The following is a 17505-nucleotide window of genomic DNA, read 5'->3' as shown; positions in this document are numbered from 1 at the left end:
ATGTCAGAGCAGAATAACTACGACTCGTCCAGCATCAAGGTGTTGAAGGGACTGGATGCGGTAAGAAAGCGTCCAGGCATGTACATTGGTGATACGGATGACGGAACCGGGTTGCACCACATGGTGTTTGAAGTAGTTGACAACTCCATTGATGAGGCGTTGGCAGGTTATTGTTCCGAAATTGTCGTTCAAATCCACTCAGATGGTTCAGTGTCCGTCTCTGATAACGGTCGGGGTATTCCTACCGAAATCCACCCCGAAGAAGGGGTGTCTGCAGCTGAAGTAATTATGACTGTATTGCACGCTGGCGGTAAGTTTGACGACAACTCATATAAAGTGTCCGGTGGCCTGCATGGCGTTGGTGTGTCTGTAGTAAATGCACTGTCCAGAAAGTTAAAGTTACGTATTCGCCGTAGCGGAAAAACTCATGAACAGGAATATCAGCATGGTGTCCCACAGGAGCCACTGAAGGTCATTGGTGAAACAGAAAAATCCGGAACAACGGTTCGATTCTGGCCCAGTAGCGATACCTTTTCTAATATTGAGTTTCATTACGATATTCTGGCCAAACGTCTGCGTGAACTATCATTTTTGAATTCTGGTGTGTCTATCAGATTGAAAGATGAGCGTGACGGGAAGGAAGACCTTTTCATGTACGAAGGCGGCATTCAGGCCTTTGTTCAATATCTGAATCAGAACAAAACACCCGTTCATCAAAAGGTATTTCACTTTTCGTCTGAACGTGAGGACGGCATCTCAGTTGAAGTTTCCATGCAATGGAACGACGGATTCCAGGAAAACATCTACTGCTTTACCAATAACATTCCGCAGAGGGACGGTGGTACACACCTCGCGGGCTTCCGCGGTGCATTGACCAGAACATTAAATAACTACATGGAAAAGGAAGGCCTAAACAAAAAGGCCAAGACCAACGCCAGTGGTGATGATGCTCGGGAAGGTTTGACTGCGGTTATCTCTGTTAAAGTGCCTGACCCCAAATTTTCTTCTCAGACCAAAGATAAACTGGTTTCCTCCGAAGTGAAACCTGCTGTTGAATCGGCAATGAACGAAAAGCTGGCGGAGTTCCTGTTGGAAAACCCGGCTGAGAGTAAGATCATTGCAGGGAAAATTATTGACGCTGCCCGTGCCAGAGAAGCAGCAAGAAAAGCGCGGGAAATGACCCGGCGTAAAGGTGCCCTGGATCTTGCTGGTTTGCCGGGCAAGTTGGCAGACTGCCAGGAAAAAGACCCCGCTCTCAGCGAACTCTATATTGTGGAGGGTGACTCCGCAGGCGGTTCTGCCAAACAGGGGCGTAACCGTAAAAATCAGGCTATCTTACCGTTGAAAGGTAAAATTCTGAACGTCGAGAAGGCGCGGTTTGATAAAATGCTGTCTTCCCAGGAAGTCGCTACGCTTATCACTGCACTGGGTTGTGGAATTGGTCGTGACGAATATAACCCTGAAAAGCTGCGTTACCACAGCATCATTATAATGACTGATGCGGACGTGGACGGTTCTCACATTCGTACCTTGCTGCTGACATTCTTCTATCGCCAAATGCCGGAAATCATTGAGCGCGGATATGTGTATATTGCACAGCCTCCGCTTTATAAAGTGAAGAAGGGCAAACAGGAACAGTATCTGAAGGACGATGAAGCGCTGACTAATTACCTGACTTCAATTGCTCTTGACGGAGCGGTGCTTTACACCTCTGAAGATGCACCGGGTATATCAGGGGTTGCGCTTGAGAATCTGGTTAAACAATATCAGATAGTAGAAAAAATGATCGGCAGAATGCACCGCGTTATGCCGCAGGTAATTCTGTATAAACTCATCTACTCAGCAGTTATTAAGCTGGAAGACCTTAAAGACCAGGAAATTCTAGAGCGCATTGCGGACAAATTCGTCAAAGAACTGAATGACCAGGAAAATGATGGTGCTACCTATCGCCAGGAAGTACGCCGGGATGAAGAACTTAGCGAGTTTTACATTGCTATCATTATGCGTATGCATGGTATCGACTATGAATACAGATTGGATCATGATTTCATTGAATCGACTGAATATGAGCGTATCAGGGGCCTGAACGATGCTATCAATGGCATGATGGGTGAAGGCTCATTTGCAATGAGAAATGAGCGCAAACAGCCAGTCAGCTCGTTTAAGTCTGCTCTGGAATGGTTGATGTCGGAAGCAAAGCGAGGACAATATATCCAGCGATATAAAGGGCTGGGTGAAATGAATCCAAACCAGCTGTGGGAAACAACCATGGACCCGGAAAGTCGTCGTATGCTCCAGGTTACCATTGAAGATGCTATTGCATGCGATCAGTTGTTCACTACATTGATGGGCGATCAGGTTGAACCCAGAAGAGCATTTATTGAAGCCAACGCATTGAAAGTTGAAAACCTGGATGTATAGACAAGGATTCAACTCTATCTGACGAACTGCTATGAATGAAAAGCCGCGCACTAACATGCGCGGCTTTTTTTTGGTGATTTTACAGGGGGTAATAACGGGGGCTGTTTTTAAGATTAAAAGTGAATTTTTTAATCGATAAAGTTGTATGTAATAACCAGGGAGCCTGGTTTTACAGACAACTTAAAGTTAATTGATATAAATGCTCGCCAGCAAGGTCAAGGTCACTTAGGAACCTATCTTACTGATAACCAGTTGTACTTCACCACCACTTGCAGGATTAAAAACAAACCGATAAACGCCGGTTGTTGAGGGGGTAAACTGAAGATTCTGTGCGTCGCTTCCACATATCAAATACAGTGGCGTTTGAAGTAACGGTGACTGACCATTATAGCGGGCACCACAGGTATTATTTGGGGTCCAGAGAGAATCTGAAAGCTTGAAATCGTAGGGTTGACCGTCTGCGATGAGTTCTACATCCACATACCAACCATTGCTACCAGCACTTAGACGGTATGCAGGAGATGCTTCCCACCAATTAAACACACCACGCAGATACTGATTATCAAAGTTGATATCAGGGCCGGAGCCTAACCCTGGAATTGAGGATAATGGCTGGCTGCTACAGGCGCTCAGCATAACTAAGGTGGCAATGACAGGGATGCTTTTGTTGAACACGTTGAACCTCAAAAAAATGCCCAACATACGTCGGGCATAATCTCAATTACACTTTAGGTATTACCCCATTAAAGCATTTATGCTTTCGCTAGCAAAGAAATGTCTGCAGTGGTAAGGAAAAGTTGTCGCAATAACGCAAGCAGGGCCAGGCGATTACTGCGAACCTGTTCATCGTCAGCCATGACCATGACGTGATCGAAGAAGTTGTCTATGGGGTCGCGCAGCGTGGCCAGCTTGGTCAGTACGGCAGCGTAATCCTGACTGGCTGCGGCTGCATTAACGATATCCTTGGCTTCTGTCAGAGCTTTATAGAGTGCAACTTCCGCAGCTTCACCCAGTAGCAACTCGGAGACAACGGCGTCACTCTCTACATTATTTTTTGCGAGAATGTTGGCAACCCGTTTATTAGCTGCGGCCAATGCCTCGGCTGTTTCGTGTGTTTTGAACATGGCAACGGCACTGATACGCGCGGCATAATCAGCCGGTCGCGTAGGCCTGCGTGCTGCAACAGCCTGGATAACATCAATATTGATGCCCTGGTCTTGCAACATGGCAACAAAACGGCCCAGCACAAAATCGACCACCTGAGTCTGACATTCACCGTTGGTCAGTTTGTCACCATAGACTTCGATTGCCTTGGAAACGAGGGTATCGAGATCGAGTGGCAAGGACAACTCTACTATGATGCGCAATACACCTATTGCTGCACGTCGCAGTGCAAAAGGATCCTTATCACCTTTGGGCAACTGGCCTATACCGAAGATACCCACCAGAGTGTCCAGCTTGTCTGCCAGGGCCACTGCAGCACTTACCGGGTGGGACGGGAGTTCGTCGCCTGCGAAACGCGGAAGATACTGCTCGTACAGGGCCTGCGCAACCTGTTCGGACTCACCATCGTGCAGCGCATAGTACTTACCCATTACGCCCTGAACGTCAGGAAATTCCATAACCATATTGGACATCAGATCCGTTTTAGCCAGCAAACCTGCACGGGCGGATTGGTCGGAATCGGTACCGATTTGGTCGGCGATAAATGCCGCTAACGCGGAAATTCGTTCAGATTTATCCTTCAGGGTACCCAGTTGCTTCTGGAATAAAACGGTGCCGAGTGATTCAAGACGGCTTTCCAGAGTGACCTTTTTGTCGGTATTAAAAAAGAACTCAGCGTCGGCAAGGCGAGGGCGGATAACGCGCTCGTTCCCGCTGATCACCTGGCTTGGGTCCAGGCTCTCAATATTGCTGACAAACAAAAAGGTATTTGCCAGACTCCCGTTGCTCTTGAGCAGAGGTACGTATTTCTGGTCATCTTTCATGGTGTATATCAGAGCTTCTTTGGGCACCTGCAGAAACGCCTCGTCAAAAGATGCAGTCATCACCACTGGCCACTCAACCAAAGAAGCAATTTCTTCCAGCAGAGCGGTATTGTAATCGGCCTTTAGGGTAAGCGAATCTGCAGTAGATTCGAGGCGTTCGCGGATCACCTCTGCTCGCTCGTGGAAATCGGCCACTACATAATGTTGCTTGAGTGCAGGCAGGTAATTGTCGGCATGATCGAGGTCGAACCATGATTCGCCGTGGAAACGGTGACCTAAAATGCGACGTCCACTTGCCTGCCCAAGGGCATTAACCGGGATCACTTCATTGCCGTAAAGTACACACAGAGTGTGAACCGGTCGGATGAACTGGGTAGCGTGGCTGCCCCAGCGCATAGGCTTGGGAATGGGTAGCTTACTGACAGCCTGATGCAGCAGGGATTCGAGTAAGTCATTAACAGACTGGCCTGGCACATGGGCTTTGTGCAATAACCATTCACCCTTTTCGGTAACCAGCCTTTCAGCCTGTTCAATGCTAATGCCATTGCCTTGGGCCCAGCCGAGCGCGGCCCGGGTAGGGTTACCCTGTTCATCGAATGCAGCATTTACCGCTGGCCCGCGCTTCTCAACAAGTTTGTCCTGCTGAGATTCAACCAGTCCTGACACATAAACGGCCAGGCGACGGGGGGCTGCGTACCAGGTGATGTTCTCGAAAGCCAGTTCGGCACCCTCTAATGCGGCCTGCATATGGATGGCGAAACTTGAACCAAGATCTTTAAGTGCCTTTGGAGGAAGTTCCTCAGTGCCCAGTTCAATAAGTAAATTCTCGGTACGCACGCTTACTGCTCCTTATTACAAAGTGGGAACCCTAGTTCTTCGCGAGTCTGGTAGTAACTTTCTGCACACGCTTTTGCCAGTGTTCGGACCCGCAGAATATAGCGTTGCCGCTCCGTAACTGAAATGGCGTGCCGGGCATCCAGTAAGTTAAAGGCGTGAGACGCCTTCATAACCTGCTCGTAGGCAGGCAGTGGCAGATTTTTGTCAATCAGTGACTGGCTGGCAGCTTCACATTCATCAAAAGTTCGGAATAGAGCTTCTACGTTGGCGTGTTCGAAATTATAGGCTGACTGTTCCACCTCGTTCTGGTGGAAAACGTCACCGTAGGTGACGACGCCCATAGGGCCATCGGTCCAGACCAAATCGTAAATGCTGTTAACACCCTGAATGTACATGGCAAGGCGCTCGAGTCCATAGGTGATTTCACCGGTAACTGGCTTACATTCAAGGCCACCAACTTGCTGGAAATAGGTAAACTGCGTAACTTCCATACCGTTTAGCCATACTTCCCAGCCCAGACCCCAGGCACCGAGGGTAGGAGATTCCCAGTTGTCTTCAACAAAACGAATGTCATGCACCAGAGGGTCAAAGCCGAGTTCTTTCAATGAGCCAAGATAAAGCTCCTGAATGTTGTCCGGAGACGGTTTCAGCATTACCTGAAACTGGTAGTAATGCTGCAGGCGGTTGGGGTTTTCGCCATAGCGTCCGTCGGTTGGACGGCGACAGGGTTGCACATAGGCACTGCTGATAGGCTCAGGGCCCAATGAACGCAAAAAGGTCATCGGGTGGAAAGTGCCGGCACCCACTTCCATGTCGAGAGGCTGTATGATCACACAGCCCTGACGAGCCCAGTAGTCCTGGAGAGCAAGGATCAGGCCTTGAAAGGTTTTAATATTGTATTGCTGCATACATTCGCTGCTTTGTTACTGACTATCCAAAGGTGGCATAGTATACAATTTGTATGGCGTGGTATGTAGGCCCAAACCGTCCAAAAAACCAATTAGTTGGGCTTAATTCGCTGCGAATTAACGCAGTAAAATTCCTGCGGAGGAAATATGCAATCCACATTACAACTGAATCGGTGCGCCTGGGTAAGCGACGACGCCCAATATCAGCACTATCATGATCACGAATGGGGGCGGCCTGAGACCGCCAGCCAGGCGCTGTTTGCTAAACTGTGTCTCGATGGACAGCAAGCGGGCCTTTCCTGGATCACAATTTTAAGGAAGCAGGCCAACTACGAAGCAGCCTTTCACAATTTTGTGCCACAGAAAATCGTCACCATGGATGAACAGGGACTCGAAGCGCTGATGCACAATCCCGGAATTATTCGCAATCGCCTAAAAATCAGAGCAATTGTGGCGAATGCGAGGGCTTACATGGCAATCGAGGAAAAGCAGTCATTTTCAGACTACCTGTGGCAGTTCACCGATGGGAAAACAATAATCAACCGTTGGAATGACCTTTCGCTGGTACCCGTTAGCACCCCAGAGTCCACCCGGATGGCGAAGACACTGAAAAAAGATGGCTTTAAATTTGTCGGCGAGACAATTTGTTATGCGTTTATGCAGGCCGTGGGAATGGTCAATGACCACACCACAGACTGCCATTGCTACGATGAAATCTGTACCCTTGCCAGACGTTAACGCAATTCCTCGCAATAGGCCTGAATTAGGGGAAGCTCTTTCAATACCTTGGACTCGTGCTCGGATTCAATCTGTTCACGAGCGTTATCCTGCTTGCGACGCTCTGCTTTTGTGAGCTTTTGGCGCGCCTCAAGAATGGCAAACCCACTGATTTCAATGTAGAGCGCATGAATATGGGGGAACTGAGTACGATAATCCGGCGGTGAACTCAAAGGTAGGGCATTGAGCAAATTGCAGATACGGATAGCACCTTCGGAAAGCTCACACTGCTGTTGTTCCATCGCTTTACTTATCAGCTGAATACTATCGGTAATATTTTCAATTCGGGCGTTGCGCGCCTTTTGCTGACGTTGATTCTGTTGTTTAAGCAAATATAGCAGCCGACCGGCGTAAAATCCGAGCCCGAGGATGATTAGAGCCCCGACAATAAGGGCTAATGTCCAGTACACTTACTTCAGTCCTTATGTTTGATTAATGCTTGAAGTCTTCGATATTGAGCGCATCGAGTGTATCAAATGGATCAGATTCTTCCTCTTCATCATCGGTGATACCTAGCAGATCACAAACGATGCGGTGACGGTTCATCTTTTCGTCGACATACGCTTGTTCGGCTGCACTTAAGGTCTTATTGGCATCAAGTTTGTCCAACAACTCAGCAAGGCGTTCATCGGCTTCCAGCGCAGCCAGTTCATCAGCAGGAGAAGCGTATTTTCGCATGGCGGGCTGGGGCGGGCGCTTTGCCGTGACAACGAGCTCAATGGGTTTTTTACTGCCCACACGAGGATCCTGCTTAGTCTTTGAGGCCTTAGGCTGGACGTCGGGCTGCTCGACATTGTGACGGCTGCCTGCTGGCTTGCCTTTCTTTTTTTTCACCCGGCCTGAGGACACCTTGGGCGCTGGCCGGTAGTCGGGGTCCTTTCTTACGCCAATCAGACCGACTTTGCGGGTTTTTTTACTTCTGGCCATAGTTTAGCTTGTTACCAAATAATCATATGAACCCCTATTATACAGGCTAATCAGGGGATCTTCTGCATAAGCACAACGTCATTTTCGACAAAATGCACTTCATATCCAAATTGCTGACCAATGTTCAGGAAGGTCTCGTCACTGAAAAAGCAGACATGCGTCGGGTCGTTTTTGTAATGCCATTGCTGAAAACGGTCCTGACTGATGACTCGTTTGGTCATTATGGCTAACCAACCTCCGTTGCTCAGCAACCTGTCCAATCGCGCGAGTTCTCTAGCTGGATGATGAAAATGTTCAATAGCTTCAGTGCAGGTAATAAAGTCGTAGGGCCCGTTTAACACCGCATCATCCGGAAAAAAGAAAGGGTCGTAAATTGCCATCGAGTGGCCATCTTCTTCGAATATCCTCGCCAGTAACGGAGTCGGCCCGCAGCCAAAATCCAGGCCCCGTGAGGCTGGCCTCAGATTGTTGAGAAGGGGCATGGCCAGTCGCATCAGAAACTTGCGGTAGCCGGGGTCATCAGAGTGGTTTTCGTGAAGTTCGTATTCAAGCCTTTCCTGTTCTGCCGAGGGGAGATAATCCGGGTATACAAATACCAGTTTACACGCTGGGCACTGGGCGTAGTGGCGCCGCTTGTCTTGAGCGTAGGGCGTGCATTCAGAGTTTGCGCATCCCAGGGGGCAGGATAAAGGAAGTGGCATAATCGATAGGAGCTGATGAAAAATGATAAAGAAAAAGGGTGACGGCCTGAACCATCACCCTTGCTATTTAGTGCCAAATGACACCTCTCCCGTACAGCACCTCATTGTGCGGCTGACTTCCATGCTCGAACTCCCCTTATTGTTTTTGTTAGCGGAGTCGATTTATTATTCTGGGTCTTCCGGACACTTTATCGTTGCTGTCCCTACGGATGTTTTTATTGTTATTCTAAATGGGCAGTTCCGGTAAACGTTTTACCAAAACCCGATAGCTAGACTACACCATTAATAATGAAATACAAGCAAATCAATTACAAAATGTTAACAATGGTGTGGCAAGCAACCCGCTTAATGCAAACCTGCAATATAGTTAGACAGGGTTTCAATATCTTCGTCCGTCAGCTTGCTGGCGATATCCCTCATCATGCCATTCATGTCGTTGTGACGGGTTCCGTCACGGAACGCTTTTAACTGGCTCGCAAGATACGTAGCATGCTGGCCACTGATGTCCGGGAATCCTGCCAATTGCATACCGTTACCGTCAGGTCCGTGACATGCTGTGCAGGCAGTAACTCCGCGCTCGGCGTCTCCACCCATATAAAGCTTCTGCCCTTGTTCAACGTACTCTTCAGGAGTGGCGCCCGGGGTTGCTTCCTGGCTGGAGAAATAAGCCGCCAGGTCCTCCATATCCTGCTCGGAAAGTGGGGCTGCCATACCATTCATTACAGCATTGTTGCGGCCTTCCTCGCCACCGGTTTGAGAGGCGAGCTTGAATTCCTTAAGCTGTTTAACAATGTAGTTTGCATGCTGGCCGGCCAACTTTGGGTTCATGTCGATAGCGCTATTTCCGTCTACGTTGTGACAGGCGGCACAAACGGCTGATTTGGCTTTACCTGCATCAGGATCACCATTTGCTACAGCGGTAGCGGATAACCCTAAAGACATACATACCAACAAACACAGTTTTTTCATAATTAATCTCTATAAAGGATCCAACGGCTCGCGTGATATACGTGATATCATGCGTATTTTACACATTTACCGCGCCAGAAAAACCTATTCCATGATAAAACTATGGTTTTACGTCTTTTTCTTACAGTCAGATCGTAGAAGGTTAATGTGCCAGCGCGGATTGAACGGATAACACATGACGTACTATACCAAAGCAAAATTTCTTACCAGTGCACCGGATATACGCCACCTGAAGATGGACGAGGGTATTGAGGTTGCCTTCGCAGGGCGGTCGAATGCCGGGAAATCAAGTGCCCTGAATACTTTAACGCGGCAAAAAAACCTTGCGCGAACCAGTAAAACACCGGGTCGTACTCAGCTGATTAACATTTTTGAACTGGATGAGCAGCGTCGATTGGTCGACTTGCCCGGATACGGGTATGCCCAGGTACCCGTAGCAATGAAACAGAAATGGCAGCGTTCGTTAGGCGAGTACCTCCAGAAGCGCAAAAGTCTTAAGGGCCTGGTTGTGTTAATGGATATTCGCCACCCGTTTAAAGACCTCGATCAGGACCTGGTACACTGGGCGGTTGATGCGGGACTGCCGGTTCTGGCCCTGCTGACCAAGTCTGACAAACTCAAGTCGGGTAAGCGAAAAGAACAGCTTATGATGGTCGAAGAAGCCGCACTTGCGTTTTGCGGTGATGTAACGGTCAAAACATTCTCATCATTATCAAGGCAGGGGCTTGGTGATCTGGAATCCGTATTGAACCAGTGGTTCAAACTTGGTGAAAGTGAAGATTAATGCCAGTCTAAAAATAAAAAGCCCCATCGCAAGAATGGGGCAAAAAGGACTGAGAGAAAACACATAAAAACCGAATATTATGAGTTCCCCCATTCGCTTTAGTTCAATAAAAATTAACGTTTTTTGCCTGTAGCGCTCTTTTTTTCAGATATCCTTAAAAATCAGCACCTTGGTCACAAGTGAAATTTTCTTTCAGGCATAAAAAAACCCCGGTCAATTAACCGGGGTTAAAGCAAAGGTTTGAAAACAGCTTTCTCACCTCTGTACCCTACACGCTCAAGGGTATATGAGGAGGAGAAAAAATCAAGCAGATTTTGTAATTAAATTACCAAATTGACCGCTTTTGAGTTGCGAAAATTGAAAATGTTGTAATCAAATTTCTTTTTTAGTGTGCTTCATCCCAATTGATGCCTACTCCGGCCTCAACTTCCAGAGGCACAGAAAGGGCAGCAGCTTGCTCCATCAGTGATACAATGGTGGCGCAATGCGCTTCGAGCTGATGTTCGGCAATTTCAAACACCAGTTCATCGTGTACCTGCATCATCATAAACACATCATCGCTTGCAGATTTCCTGATCCAGTCATCCACTTTTAGCATGGCCATTTTAATGATGTCCGCCGCCGTGCCTTGCATTGGCGCGTTGATCGCCGCCCGTTCTGCACCTTTGCGGCGCGCCCCGTTACTGGCCTTGATGTCTGGTAAATACAGCCTGCGGCCAAAGACGGTCTCTACATAGCCCTTTTCCCGTGCATGTTCACGGGTTTCATCCATATAGCGCAACACGCCAGGGTAGCGTTCAAAGTACAGGTCCATGTATTTCTGTGCATCAGAGCGGGGAATGTTCAGTTGGCGTGACAGTCCAAACGCTGACATACCGTAAATCAATCCGAAGTTGATGGCTTTGGCACTGCGTCTTTGTTCGGTGGTGACCTGTTCCAGTTCTACACCAAATACTTCCGCTGCGGTGGCCCGGTGAATGTCTTTACCTGCTGAGAAGGCATCAAGCAGGCCTTTGTCCTGAGACAGGTGCGCCATTATCCGTAACTCTATTTGCGAGTAATCTGCAGCGACAATTTTGTAACCGGCTCTGGGAACGAATGCCTGGCGTACCCTTCGGCCTGCCTCATTGCGGATAGGGATATTCTGCAGGTTCGGATCGGTGGAACTCAGGCGGCCTGTGGCGGCCACCGCCTGATGATAGGACGTATGCACACGGCCAGTACGGTGATTGATCATCTTGGGCAGTTTATCGGTGTAAGTATTTTTGAGCTTCGTCAGCCCCCGGTATTCCATGATCATATTGGGAATGGGGTAGTCCAGAGCCAGTTCCTGCAACACTTCCTCGGAAGTGGACGGAGCGCCTTTGGGGGTTTTCTTGATCACCGGCAGTTCCAGTTTATCGAACAGAATGTGCTGTAACTGTTTGGTTGAGCTCAGATTGAAAACCTCACCGGCCTTTTCGTGTACTTCCTTTTCCAGTTCATCGATACGTTTGGCCAGATCCTGGCTTTGTTGGGCAAGTTGCTGACTGTCAATTCGTACACCAAGTTGTTCCATACGCGAAAGGACGCTTGCTAACGGGACTTCAATATCCTGCAGAATAGATTTCAGCCTGGGTTCCTGCTCGAGCTTTTGCCATAAAACCTGGTGAAGCCGAAAGGTAACATCGGCGTCTTCAGCGGCATAGGGGGCAGCCTGTTCCAACGGTATCTGGTTAAAGGTCAGTTGTTTGGCGCCTTTTCCTGCGATGTCTTCGTAATGGATGGTTTGGTGGTTCAGGTACGCGAGGGCGAGCGAGTCCATGTCATGGCGAGTGGCAGTGCTGTTATAAACGTAGGACTCCAGCATAGTGTCAAACGCAATACCGTTTAGCGCAATGTCGTAATTCGCCAGCACATTTTTATCGTACTTCAGGTGTTGGCCGACTTTCTTGCAGCTATCGTCTTCAAGCAAAGGTTTTAGCTGGCTCAGCACCCAGTCTCTGGGCAGTTGCTCGGGGGCATCCGGATAGTCGTGGGCAACCGGAACATAGGCTGCTTCGCCAGGTGCTACGCAAAACGAAAGGCCAACCAGTTCGGCCTCCATGTAATCCAGGCTGGTGGTTTCGGTATCAAACGCTATCAGCGGGGCTGCTCGCAGCTTTTTCAGCCATTGGGAAAAGTGCTCCCGGTCGAACACGGTTTCGTATTGACTGCGATCGATGGAGCTATCAGGAGTTGTCTCCACATCAGTACTTTTCGAAGACGCTTCAGATGCTGCTTCATTACTGACCTCATTCAGCCAGCGTTTAAATTCATATTCGGCAAACAACGCTTGCAATTGCGCATTATCCGGCGAAGTCGGGCACAGAGATTCCGGGCTGCAGTTGAGTTCCAAATCCACATGTATGGTTGCCAGTTGATAGGACAGACGGGCCTGTTCCTCATGTTCCTGCATCTTGGCGGCCATTGTTTTACTGCCGCGAAAACTGAGGTCGGCGATTTTATCCAGGTTCTGGTAGATTTCGTTAATACCGCCAATACCATTCAACAACGCCTGGGCACTTTTATCACCCACACCAGGAACGCCAGGAATGTTGTCGACCTTATCGCCCTTTAACGCCAGAAAGTCGATGATGAGTTCCGGTGGAATGCCGAATTTCTGCTTCACACCTTCCACGTCCATTAACTGGTTTGTCATGGTATTGATGAGCGTAACATGTTGGTTGACAAGTTGGGCCATGTCTTTGTCGCCGGTGCTTATCAGGGTATTGATACCCTTTTCCGTCGCCTGTTTTGCCAGGGTGCCGATTACGTCATCCGCTTCAACGCCTTCTTCAATAATGATCGGTAGGCCCATGGCACGAATGATTTCGTGCAGTGGAGCGATCTGGCCGCGCAACTCCTCAGGCATAGGTGGACGGTTGGCTTTGTACTCTTTGTAAATGTCATCACGAAACGTTTTGCCTTTGGCGTCAAAAACAACTGCCATATGCGTGGGGTGGTACTGATTGATCAGACTTTTCAGCATGTTGATCACACCGTAGATCGCACCAGTATCCTGACCTTTTGAATTGGTCAGCGGTGGCAGCCCGTGGAATGCTCTGAACAGATAGGATGAGCCATCCACGAGAATAAAGGGAGGAGTTTTGGAGTTCGGCATAGCGTTTTTTAATAGTCTCAGGAGAATTAGGCGAAAGGATGCCACAGGGACTTTGGGATCGCTATATAAGGGGGAAATTAAACTAGGGTCAATTGTGGATAACTTTGTGATCTAATGTGAATCAAAAGTAGATCGGCGCGATCAAGCCTCAGCTTACTACTACGCTGCAGAACAATAACCTCAAGGACTTCGTTAAAACTGTCAGAAAAGCAACCTTGCTTTAAATCAATCCTTTATTGTGTGGATAACTTGGTGAGTGAAGAAATGGCCTTTAACCAAGCTAGTCGGATAATGTAGCATAATGGTTAACAAATCCTAAAGTATGTATCCATAATATTTTGTTGGATAGCTGGTTGTTTTGTAGCCAGAATTGCATAAGCCATATAAATCATGGTGTAAGGAGAATTTATGAAAAAAGTCGCAGTAATTCTTAGTGGATGTGGTGTTTATGACGGTACTGAAATTCACGAAGCCGTTATTACACTGCTGGCAATACGCCAGAATGGGGCTGCTTATCAGTGCTTTGCTCCTGATATACCGCAGATGCATGTGATCAATCATTTAAGCGGTGAGCCGGTGGAGGGAGAGGTCCGTAATGTACTGGTAGAATCTGCCCGAATTGCACGTGGAGATATCAAACCATTAGCACAGTGCAATGCTGAAGAGTTTGATGCGCTTGTCGTTCCCGGTGGATTTGGTGCGGCTAAAAACCTCTGTACATTTGCCGTGGACGGGCCTGAAAGCCATTTCGACGCGGATGTAATGAGAGTTTGTAAAGCCTTTGCTGATGCATACAAACCGGCAGGTTATGCCTGTATAGCCCCAGCACTTGCTGCTGCAGTTTATGCTGACAGTGTGAAACTTACAATCGGAACTGATGCCGGGACCGCTGCTGGCATTAATGCGCTGGGGGCATGTCACATTGATTGCCCTGTCGATGAAGTGGTAATCGACAGAGAAGCCAGACTGGTAACGACCCCTGCGTACATGCTGGCAGAGGATATTCTGCAGGCATACAAAGGGCTGACTAAGATGGTTGAGACGGTGCTCAGCCTGAAATAGTGTATGTTAATAGCCTGATGATACTGGTGAAAGCGTGCTAGGGTCTTTTTCTTTGCGTAAAGCCGCCGCATAATAGCCAATTCAGGGATCCCGGTTATGGCAACGCTCGATCACAGGCGGCCATTACAACCGGGGGTAAAAACAAGAATAAGGTAAATTGGAACATGCACTACCGTGCGATTGTACGAATCCTGGGATTACTGATTGCGCTATTCAGTGTAACCATGATCCCACCTGCGGTGGTCTCCCTGATTTACCAGGATGGCAGTGGTTTACCATTTATACTGGCATTCATTTTGTGTGTGTTAACCGGTATCGGATGCTGGTATCCCAATCGCGGTCAGAGAAAGGATTTGCGCGCGAAAGAGGGGTTTCTGATCGTTGTTCTGTTCTGGACTGTTCTTGCCAGCTTCGGTGCTATTCCCTTCGTGCTGCTTGAGCAGCCCAGCATGACTATTACTGACGCGTTTTTTGAAGCTTTCTCCGGGCTTACTACAACCGGTGCCACCGTCATTGAAGGTATCGAATTTCTGCCCCATTCAATTCAATTCTACCGCCAGCAACTCCAGTGGCTGGGTGGCATGGGAATAATCGTGCTGGCGGTGGCCATTTTGCCTATCCTTGGGGTAGGGGGAATGCAGTTGTACCGCGCGGAAACGCCTGGCCCGGTGAAAGATTCGAAGATGACTCCGCGTATTGCTGATACGGCCAAACACCTCTGGTACATTTATCTGTCGCTGACCACAGCCTGTACGCTGGCCTACTGGGTTGCGGGAATGAATTGGTTTGACGCAATCTGCCATTCTTTTTCCACTATCGCAATTGGTGGTTTTTCCACCTATGACGCCAGCCTGGGGCATTTTAACAGCCCCATGGTGAATGCCGTTTGCTCGGTGTTTTTGTTGATAGCAGCGCTTAACTTTTCCCTTCACTATGCTGCAGCCACGTCAAGAACAGCGCGGGGATACTGGCAGGATCCGGAATTCAAAGCCTTTTTGTTTATTCAGTTTTTTCTGATCCTGATCTGCTTTTTAGTGCTGGTACTAACCGGTTACTACACTTCTGCCGAAGAAGCATTGGACCAAGCTATGATTCAGGCGGTTTCCATCAGTACAACTGCAGGATTTGCGACCACCGATTTTTCATCCTGGCCGTCTTTTCTGCCGATCATGTTGATATTTGCATCTTTCATTGGAGGGTGTGCAGGCTCCACCGGTGGAGGCTTAAAGGTTATCCGGGTATTCCTGCTTTTCTTGCAGGGCAAGCGCGAGATAGACAGGCTTATTCACCCCAAAGCGGTGTATTCCGTAAAACTGGGCGAGCGGGCGATGCCTGACCGGGTTGTCGAGGCGGTCTGGGGCTTCTTTTCAGCTTATGCCATTGTTTTTGTTGTAATAATGATTGGAATGATCGCCACAGGTCTGGACAACATTTCAGCTTTTACCGCAACCGCTGCGACCCTGAACAACCTGGGGCCGGGGCTGGGAAGTGTTGCGGGTACTTATGCCGAAGTATCGGATACCGGAAAGTGGTTGCTGGTACTGGCCATGCTGTTTGGTCGTCTGGAAGTCTTTTCCTTGCTGGTATTGTTTTCACCCACGTTCTGGCGCAGCTAAGTTACTTAAATTAAAGGTTTGTATTCTGTCATTCTGGTGGTGACTTTTTCCAGATAACGCCGGGTTTCTTCGTAGGGCAGGTGCTCTATGAGTGCCTGATAGACGTCTTCACTCGGCATGGCGTTGATTTTTTCTACCAGTTCGGCAGTCAATTTTTTGTTCTCACCCTCGCTCAGCGCTCGCGCGACATTGCCCACGCCGGTGTTGTACGCCGCTATCACACAATAAAGCCGGGATTGGCTGTCAGACAGGTTTTTAAGGTAACGATTATTCAGTAAATAGAGGTAAGTACTGCCTGCCAGTACATTTTCGTCGGGTTTGAACAGCAGGTCTTTGTCCATAGGCATGCGCTTTTTGTTCAGATAATCGTTAATATCAATGCCGGCTGACGTAGGCACAATCTGCATCAGCCCGTAGGCTGGAATATGAGATTCTGCTAAAGGGTTGAAGCTGCTTTCGGTATGGATCACGGCCACGATAAGTTCGGGGGGCAGCTTCCACTTTTCGGCGTTTTGGTAGACATAGCGGCGCACACTATTCAGCCGTTGATCACTACTTTTTGACTGAATTGGAATTTTGAAACGTGTGATACTTTTGTTGGTAAGTTGTTCAGGGGCTTCCTGATTGGACTCAACCTGAGCCGTTATGCTCTTTTTCATGGTTTCTTTGGATGTTCCCAGTACCGCTTTGGCGTTTTCAATTATGGGTTCATTCACAGGAAGGTCCTGCGTCAGAATATCAATTTGCTGGTTATCCTGAGCCGACAAAGCTTCCATATATTGCAGTTCCTCTTCGAGGTCCTGGTCATTGATTTCAGGTTTGACTCTGCTGATTTCAGCCCGGTTGACCAAATCCTTAAAGGCGAGGTTAGCTGCAGGTTGAGCGGAAAATGAATCAAGAATACCCGTGTTGGTTTCAGCGTTGGCCAGAGTATTTGTTGACTTCAGCGCATGGACCACCTGTTCAGCAGAGGGAGGGGTATCACTCTGATGCAATATGCTTACAACGACAGTCTGACTTTCAAAGTCGACAACGGTTTTTACCTCAGGCTCCGTGTACAGAACCACCTTCTCAGTGTCAGACACTTCCACTTCACCCCACTGCATCAGTAGCTTCTGGCGATAAGCCGAAAGTCGCTGGTTGTAGGCCAGTTTAAACTCAGTGAACTCCCTCACGCGCTGAGCTTTGAAGGCCTCGAACTGGGCTTGATAGCGTGCCTTAAACGCTTGTTCTTGCTCGGTGAGGGTGACAGATTGCTGTGACACTGCGAAAGGTATTGCCCACAGGCTTAAAGCGAGTGCGGAAACGAGCTTCCACAACGACAAGCGCAGTGGAAGCCTCGCGTAAAATCTGACCAGAATAGGCTGCTTCAT

14 protein-coding genes are annotated in these 17505 nt (G+C 48.5%); 5 read left to right on the top strand and 9 right to left on the bottom strand.

Annotated features, from left to right (window positions below):
* Positions 1 to 2421, top strand: coding sequence for a DNA topoisomerase (ATP-hydrolyzing) subunit B (gyrB, locus tag DXV75_RS11910; protein ID WP_115593650.1), 2421 nt, complete (start codon positions 1 to 3; stop codon positions 2419 to 2421).
* A 225-nt stretch (positions 2422 to 2646) separates the two neighbouring features.
* On the opposite strand, the gene DXV75_RS11905 is transcribed toward gyrB, so the two are convergent.
* From DXV75_RS11905 to glyQ, 3 genes are all read right to left on the bottom strand, one after another.
* A complete protein-coding gene (locus DXV75_RS11905) occupies positions 2647 to 3096 on the bottom strand; it encodes a hypothetical protein (RefSeq protein ID WP_245953191.1) in 450 nt (149 codons plus the stop codon).
* A 77-nt stretch (positions 3097 to 3173) separates the two neighbouring features.
* Positions 3174 to 5246: a glycine--tRNA ligase subunit beta gene (glyS, locus tag DXV75_RS11900; RefSeq protein WP_115593648.1), complete on the bottom strand. Its 2073-nt coding sequence runs from the start codon at positions 5244 to 5246 to the stop codon at positions 3174 to 3176.
* A 2-nt stretch (positions 5247 to 5248) separates the two neighbouring features.
* The gene (glyQ, locus tag DXV75_RS11895; RefSeq protein WP_115593647.1) at positions 5249 to 6154 is read right to left on the bottom strand and encodes a glycine--tRNA ligase subunit alpha; all 906 of its coding nucleotides are present in this window, start codon (positions 6152 to 6154) and stop codon (positions 5249 to 5251) included.
* Between the two features lie 147 nt (positions 6155 to 6301).
* On the opposite strand from glyQ, the gene DXV75_RS11890 reads away from it, so the two are divergent.
* Positions 6302 to 6892, top strand: a complete 591-nt coding sequence (locus DXV75_RS11890; protein ID WP_115593646.1) for a DNA-3-methyladenine glycosylase I — start codon at positions 6302 to 6304, stop codon at positions 6890 to 6892.
* Here DXV75_RS11890 and DXV75_RS11885 read toward each other — a convergent pair.
* The 4 genes from DXV75_RS11885 to DXV75_RS11865 all read right to left on the bottom strand — a co-directional run bounded on the left by DXV75_RS11885 (position 6889) and on the right by DXV75_RS11865 (position 9528).
* Positions 6889 to 7341, bottom strand: a complete 453-nt coding sequence (locus tag DXV75_RS11885; RefSeq protein ID WP_115593645.1) for a DUF2489 domain-containing protein — start codon at positions 7339 to 7341, stop codon at positions 6889 to 6891. The two genes, DXV75_RS11890 and DXV75_RS11885, sit on opposite strands and share 4 nt — an antisense overlap.
* Positions 7342 to 7363: 22 nt before the next feature.
* Positions 7364 to 7858, bottom strand: coding sequence for a Der GTPase-activating protein YihI (gene yihI, locus DXV75_RS11880; RefSeq protein WP_115593644.1), 495 nt, complete (start codon positions 7856 to 7858; stop codon positions 7364 to 7366).
* 50 nt (positions 7859 to 7908) lie between these two features.
* Positions 7909 to 8559, bottom strand: a complete 651-nt coding sequence (locus DXV75_RS11875) for a class I SAM-dependent methyltransferase (RefSeq protein WP_115593643.1) — start codon at positions 8557 to 8559, stop codon at positions 7909 to 7911.
* A gap of 345 nt (positions 8560 to 8904) precedes the next feature.
* Positions 8905 to 9528 carry a c-type cytochrome gene (locus tag DXV75_RS11865; RefSeq protein ID WP_115593641.1) on the bottom strand — a complete coding sequence of 208 codons (624 nt, stop codon included), beginning with the start codon at positions 9526 to 9528 and terminating at the stop codon, positions 8905 to 8907.
* 175 nt (positions 9529 to 9703) lie between these two features.
* On the opposite strand from DXV75_RS11865, the gene yihA reads away from it, so the two are divergent.
* The gene (gene yihA, locus DXV75_RS11860) at positions 9704 to 10312 is read left to right on the top strand and encodes a ribosome biogenesis GTP-binding protein YihA/YsxC (RefSeq protein WP_115593640.1); all 609 of its coding nucleotides are present in this window, start codon (positions 9704 to 9706) and stop codon (positions 10310 to 10312) included.
* A 385-nt stretch (positions 10313 to 10697) separates the two neighbouring features.
* Here the strand turns inward: yihA and polA are convergent, their stop codons facing one another.
* Positions 10698 to 13454, bottom strand: a complete 2757-nt coding sequence (polA, locus tag DXV75_RS11855; RefSeq protein WP_115593639.1) for a DNA polymerase I — start codon at positions 13452 to 13454, stop codon at positions 10698 to 10700.
* Between the two features lie 408 nt (positions 13455 to 13862).
* Between polA and elbB the strand changes: the two genes are divergently transcribed.
* Positions 13863 to 14516: an isoprenoid biosynthesis glyoxalase ElbB gene (gene elbB, locus DXV75_RS11850; RefSeq protein ID WP_115593638.1), complete on the top strand. Its 654-nt coding sequence runs from the start codon at positions 13863 to 13865 to the stop codon at positions 14514 to 14516.
* 164 nt (positions 14517 to 14680) lie between these two features.
* Positions 14681 to 16132 carry a TrkH family potassium uptake protein gene (locus tag DXV75_RS11845; RefSeq protein ID WP_115593637.1) on the top strand — a complete coding sequence of 484 codons (1452 nt, stop codon included), beginning with the start codon at positions 14681 to 14683 and terminating at the stop codon, positions 16130 to 16132.
* Between the two features lie 5 nt (positions 16133 to 16137).
* Here the strand turns inward: DXV75_RS11845 and DXV75_RS11840 are convergent, their stop codons facing one another.
* Positions 16138 to 17505 (bottom strand): transglycosylase SLT domain-containing protein, encoded by a 1368-nt coding sequence (locus DXV75_RS11840; RefSeq protein ID WP_115593636.1) that lies wholly within the window; start codon positions 17503 to 17505, stop codon positions 16138 to 16140.

It is taken from the genome of Alteromonas aestuariivivens (assembly GCF_003367475.1).
In the GTDB taxonomy this organism is placed as follows: Bacteria; Pseudomonadota; Gammaproteobacteria; order Enterobacterales; family Alteromonadaceae; genus Alteromonas; species Alteromonas aestuariivivens.
The sequence above is the reverse complement of the archived record's forward strand: the minus strand, read 5'-3'. Positions and strand labels throughout refer to the sequence as shown.

Coding starts and splice junctions, on each gene's coding strand:
- gyrB (WP_115593650.1), top strand. CDS start 1: ATGTCAGAGCAGAATAACTACGACTCGTCCAGCATCAAGGTGTTGAAG.
- glyQ (WP_115593647.1), bottom strand. CDS start 6,154: ATGCAGCAATACAATATTAAAACCTTTCAAGGCCTGATCCTTGCTCTC.
- DXV75_RS11890 (WP_115593646.1), top strand. CDS start 6,302: ATGCAATCCACATTACAACTGAATCGGTGCGCCTGGGTAAGCGACGAC.
- yihI (WP_115593644.1), bottom strand. CDS start 7,858: ATGGCCAGAAGTAAAAAAACCCGCAAAGTCGGTCTGATTGGCGTAAGA.
- DXV75_RS11875 (WP_115593643.1), bottom strand. CDS start 8,559: ATGCCACTTCCTTTATCCTGCCCCCTGGGATGCGCAAACTCTGAATGC.
- DXV75_RS11865 (WP_115593641.1), bottom strand. CDS start 9,528: ATGAAAAAACTGTGTTTGTTGGTATGTATGTCTTTAGGGTTATCCGCT.
- yihA (WP_115593640.1), top strand. CDS start 9,704: ATGACGTACTATACCAAAGCAAAATTTCTTACCAGTGCACCGGATATA.
- polA (WP_115593639.1), bottom strand. CDS start 13,454: ATGCCGAACTCCAAAACTCCTCCCTTTATTCTCGTGGATGGCTCATCC.
- elbB (WP_115593638.1), top strand. CDS start 13,863: ATGAAAAAAGTCGCAGTAATTCTTAGTGGATGTGGTGTTTATGACGGT.
- DXV75_RS11845 (WP_115593637.1), top strand. CDS start 14,681: ATGCACTACCGTGCGATTGTACGAATCCTGGGATTACTGATTGCGCTA.
- DXV75_RS11840 (WP_115593636.1), bottom strand. CDS start 17,505: ATGAAGCAGCCTATTCTGGTCAGATTTTACGCGAGGCTTCCACTGCGC.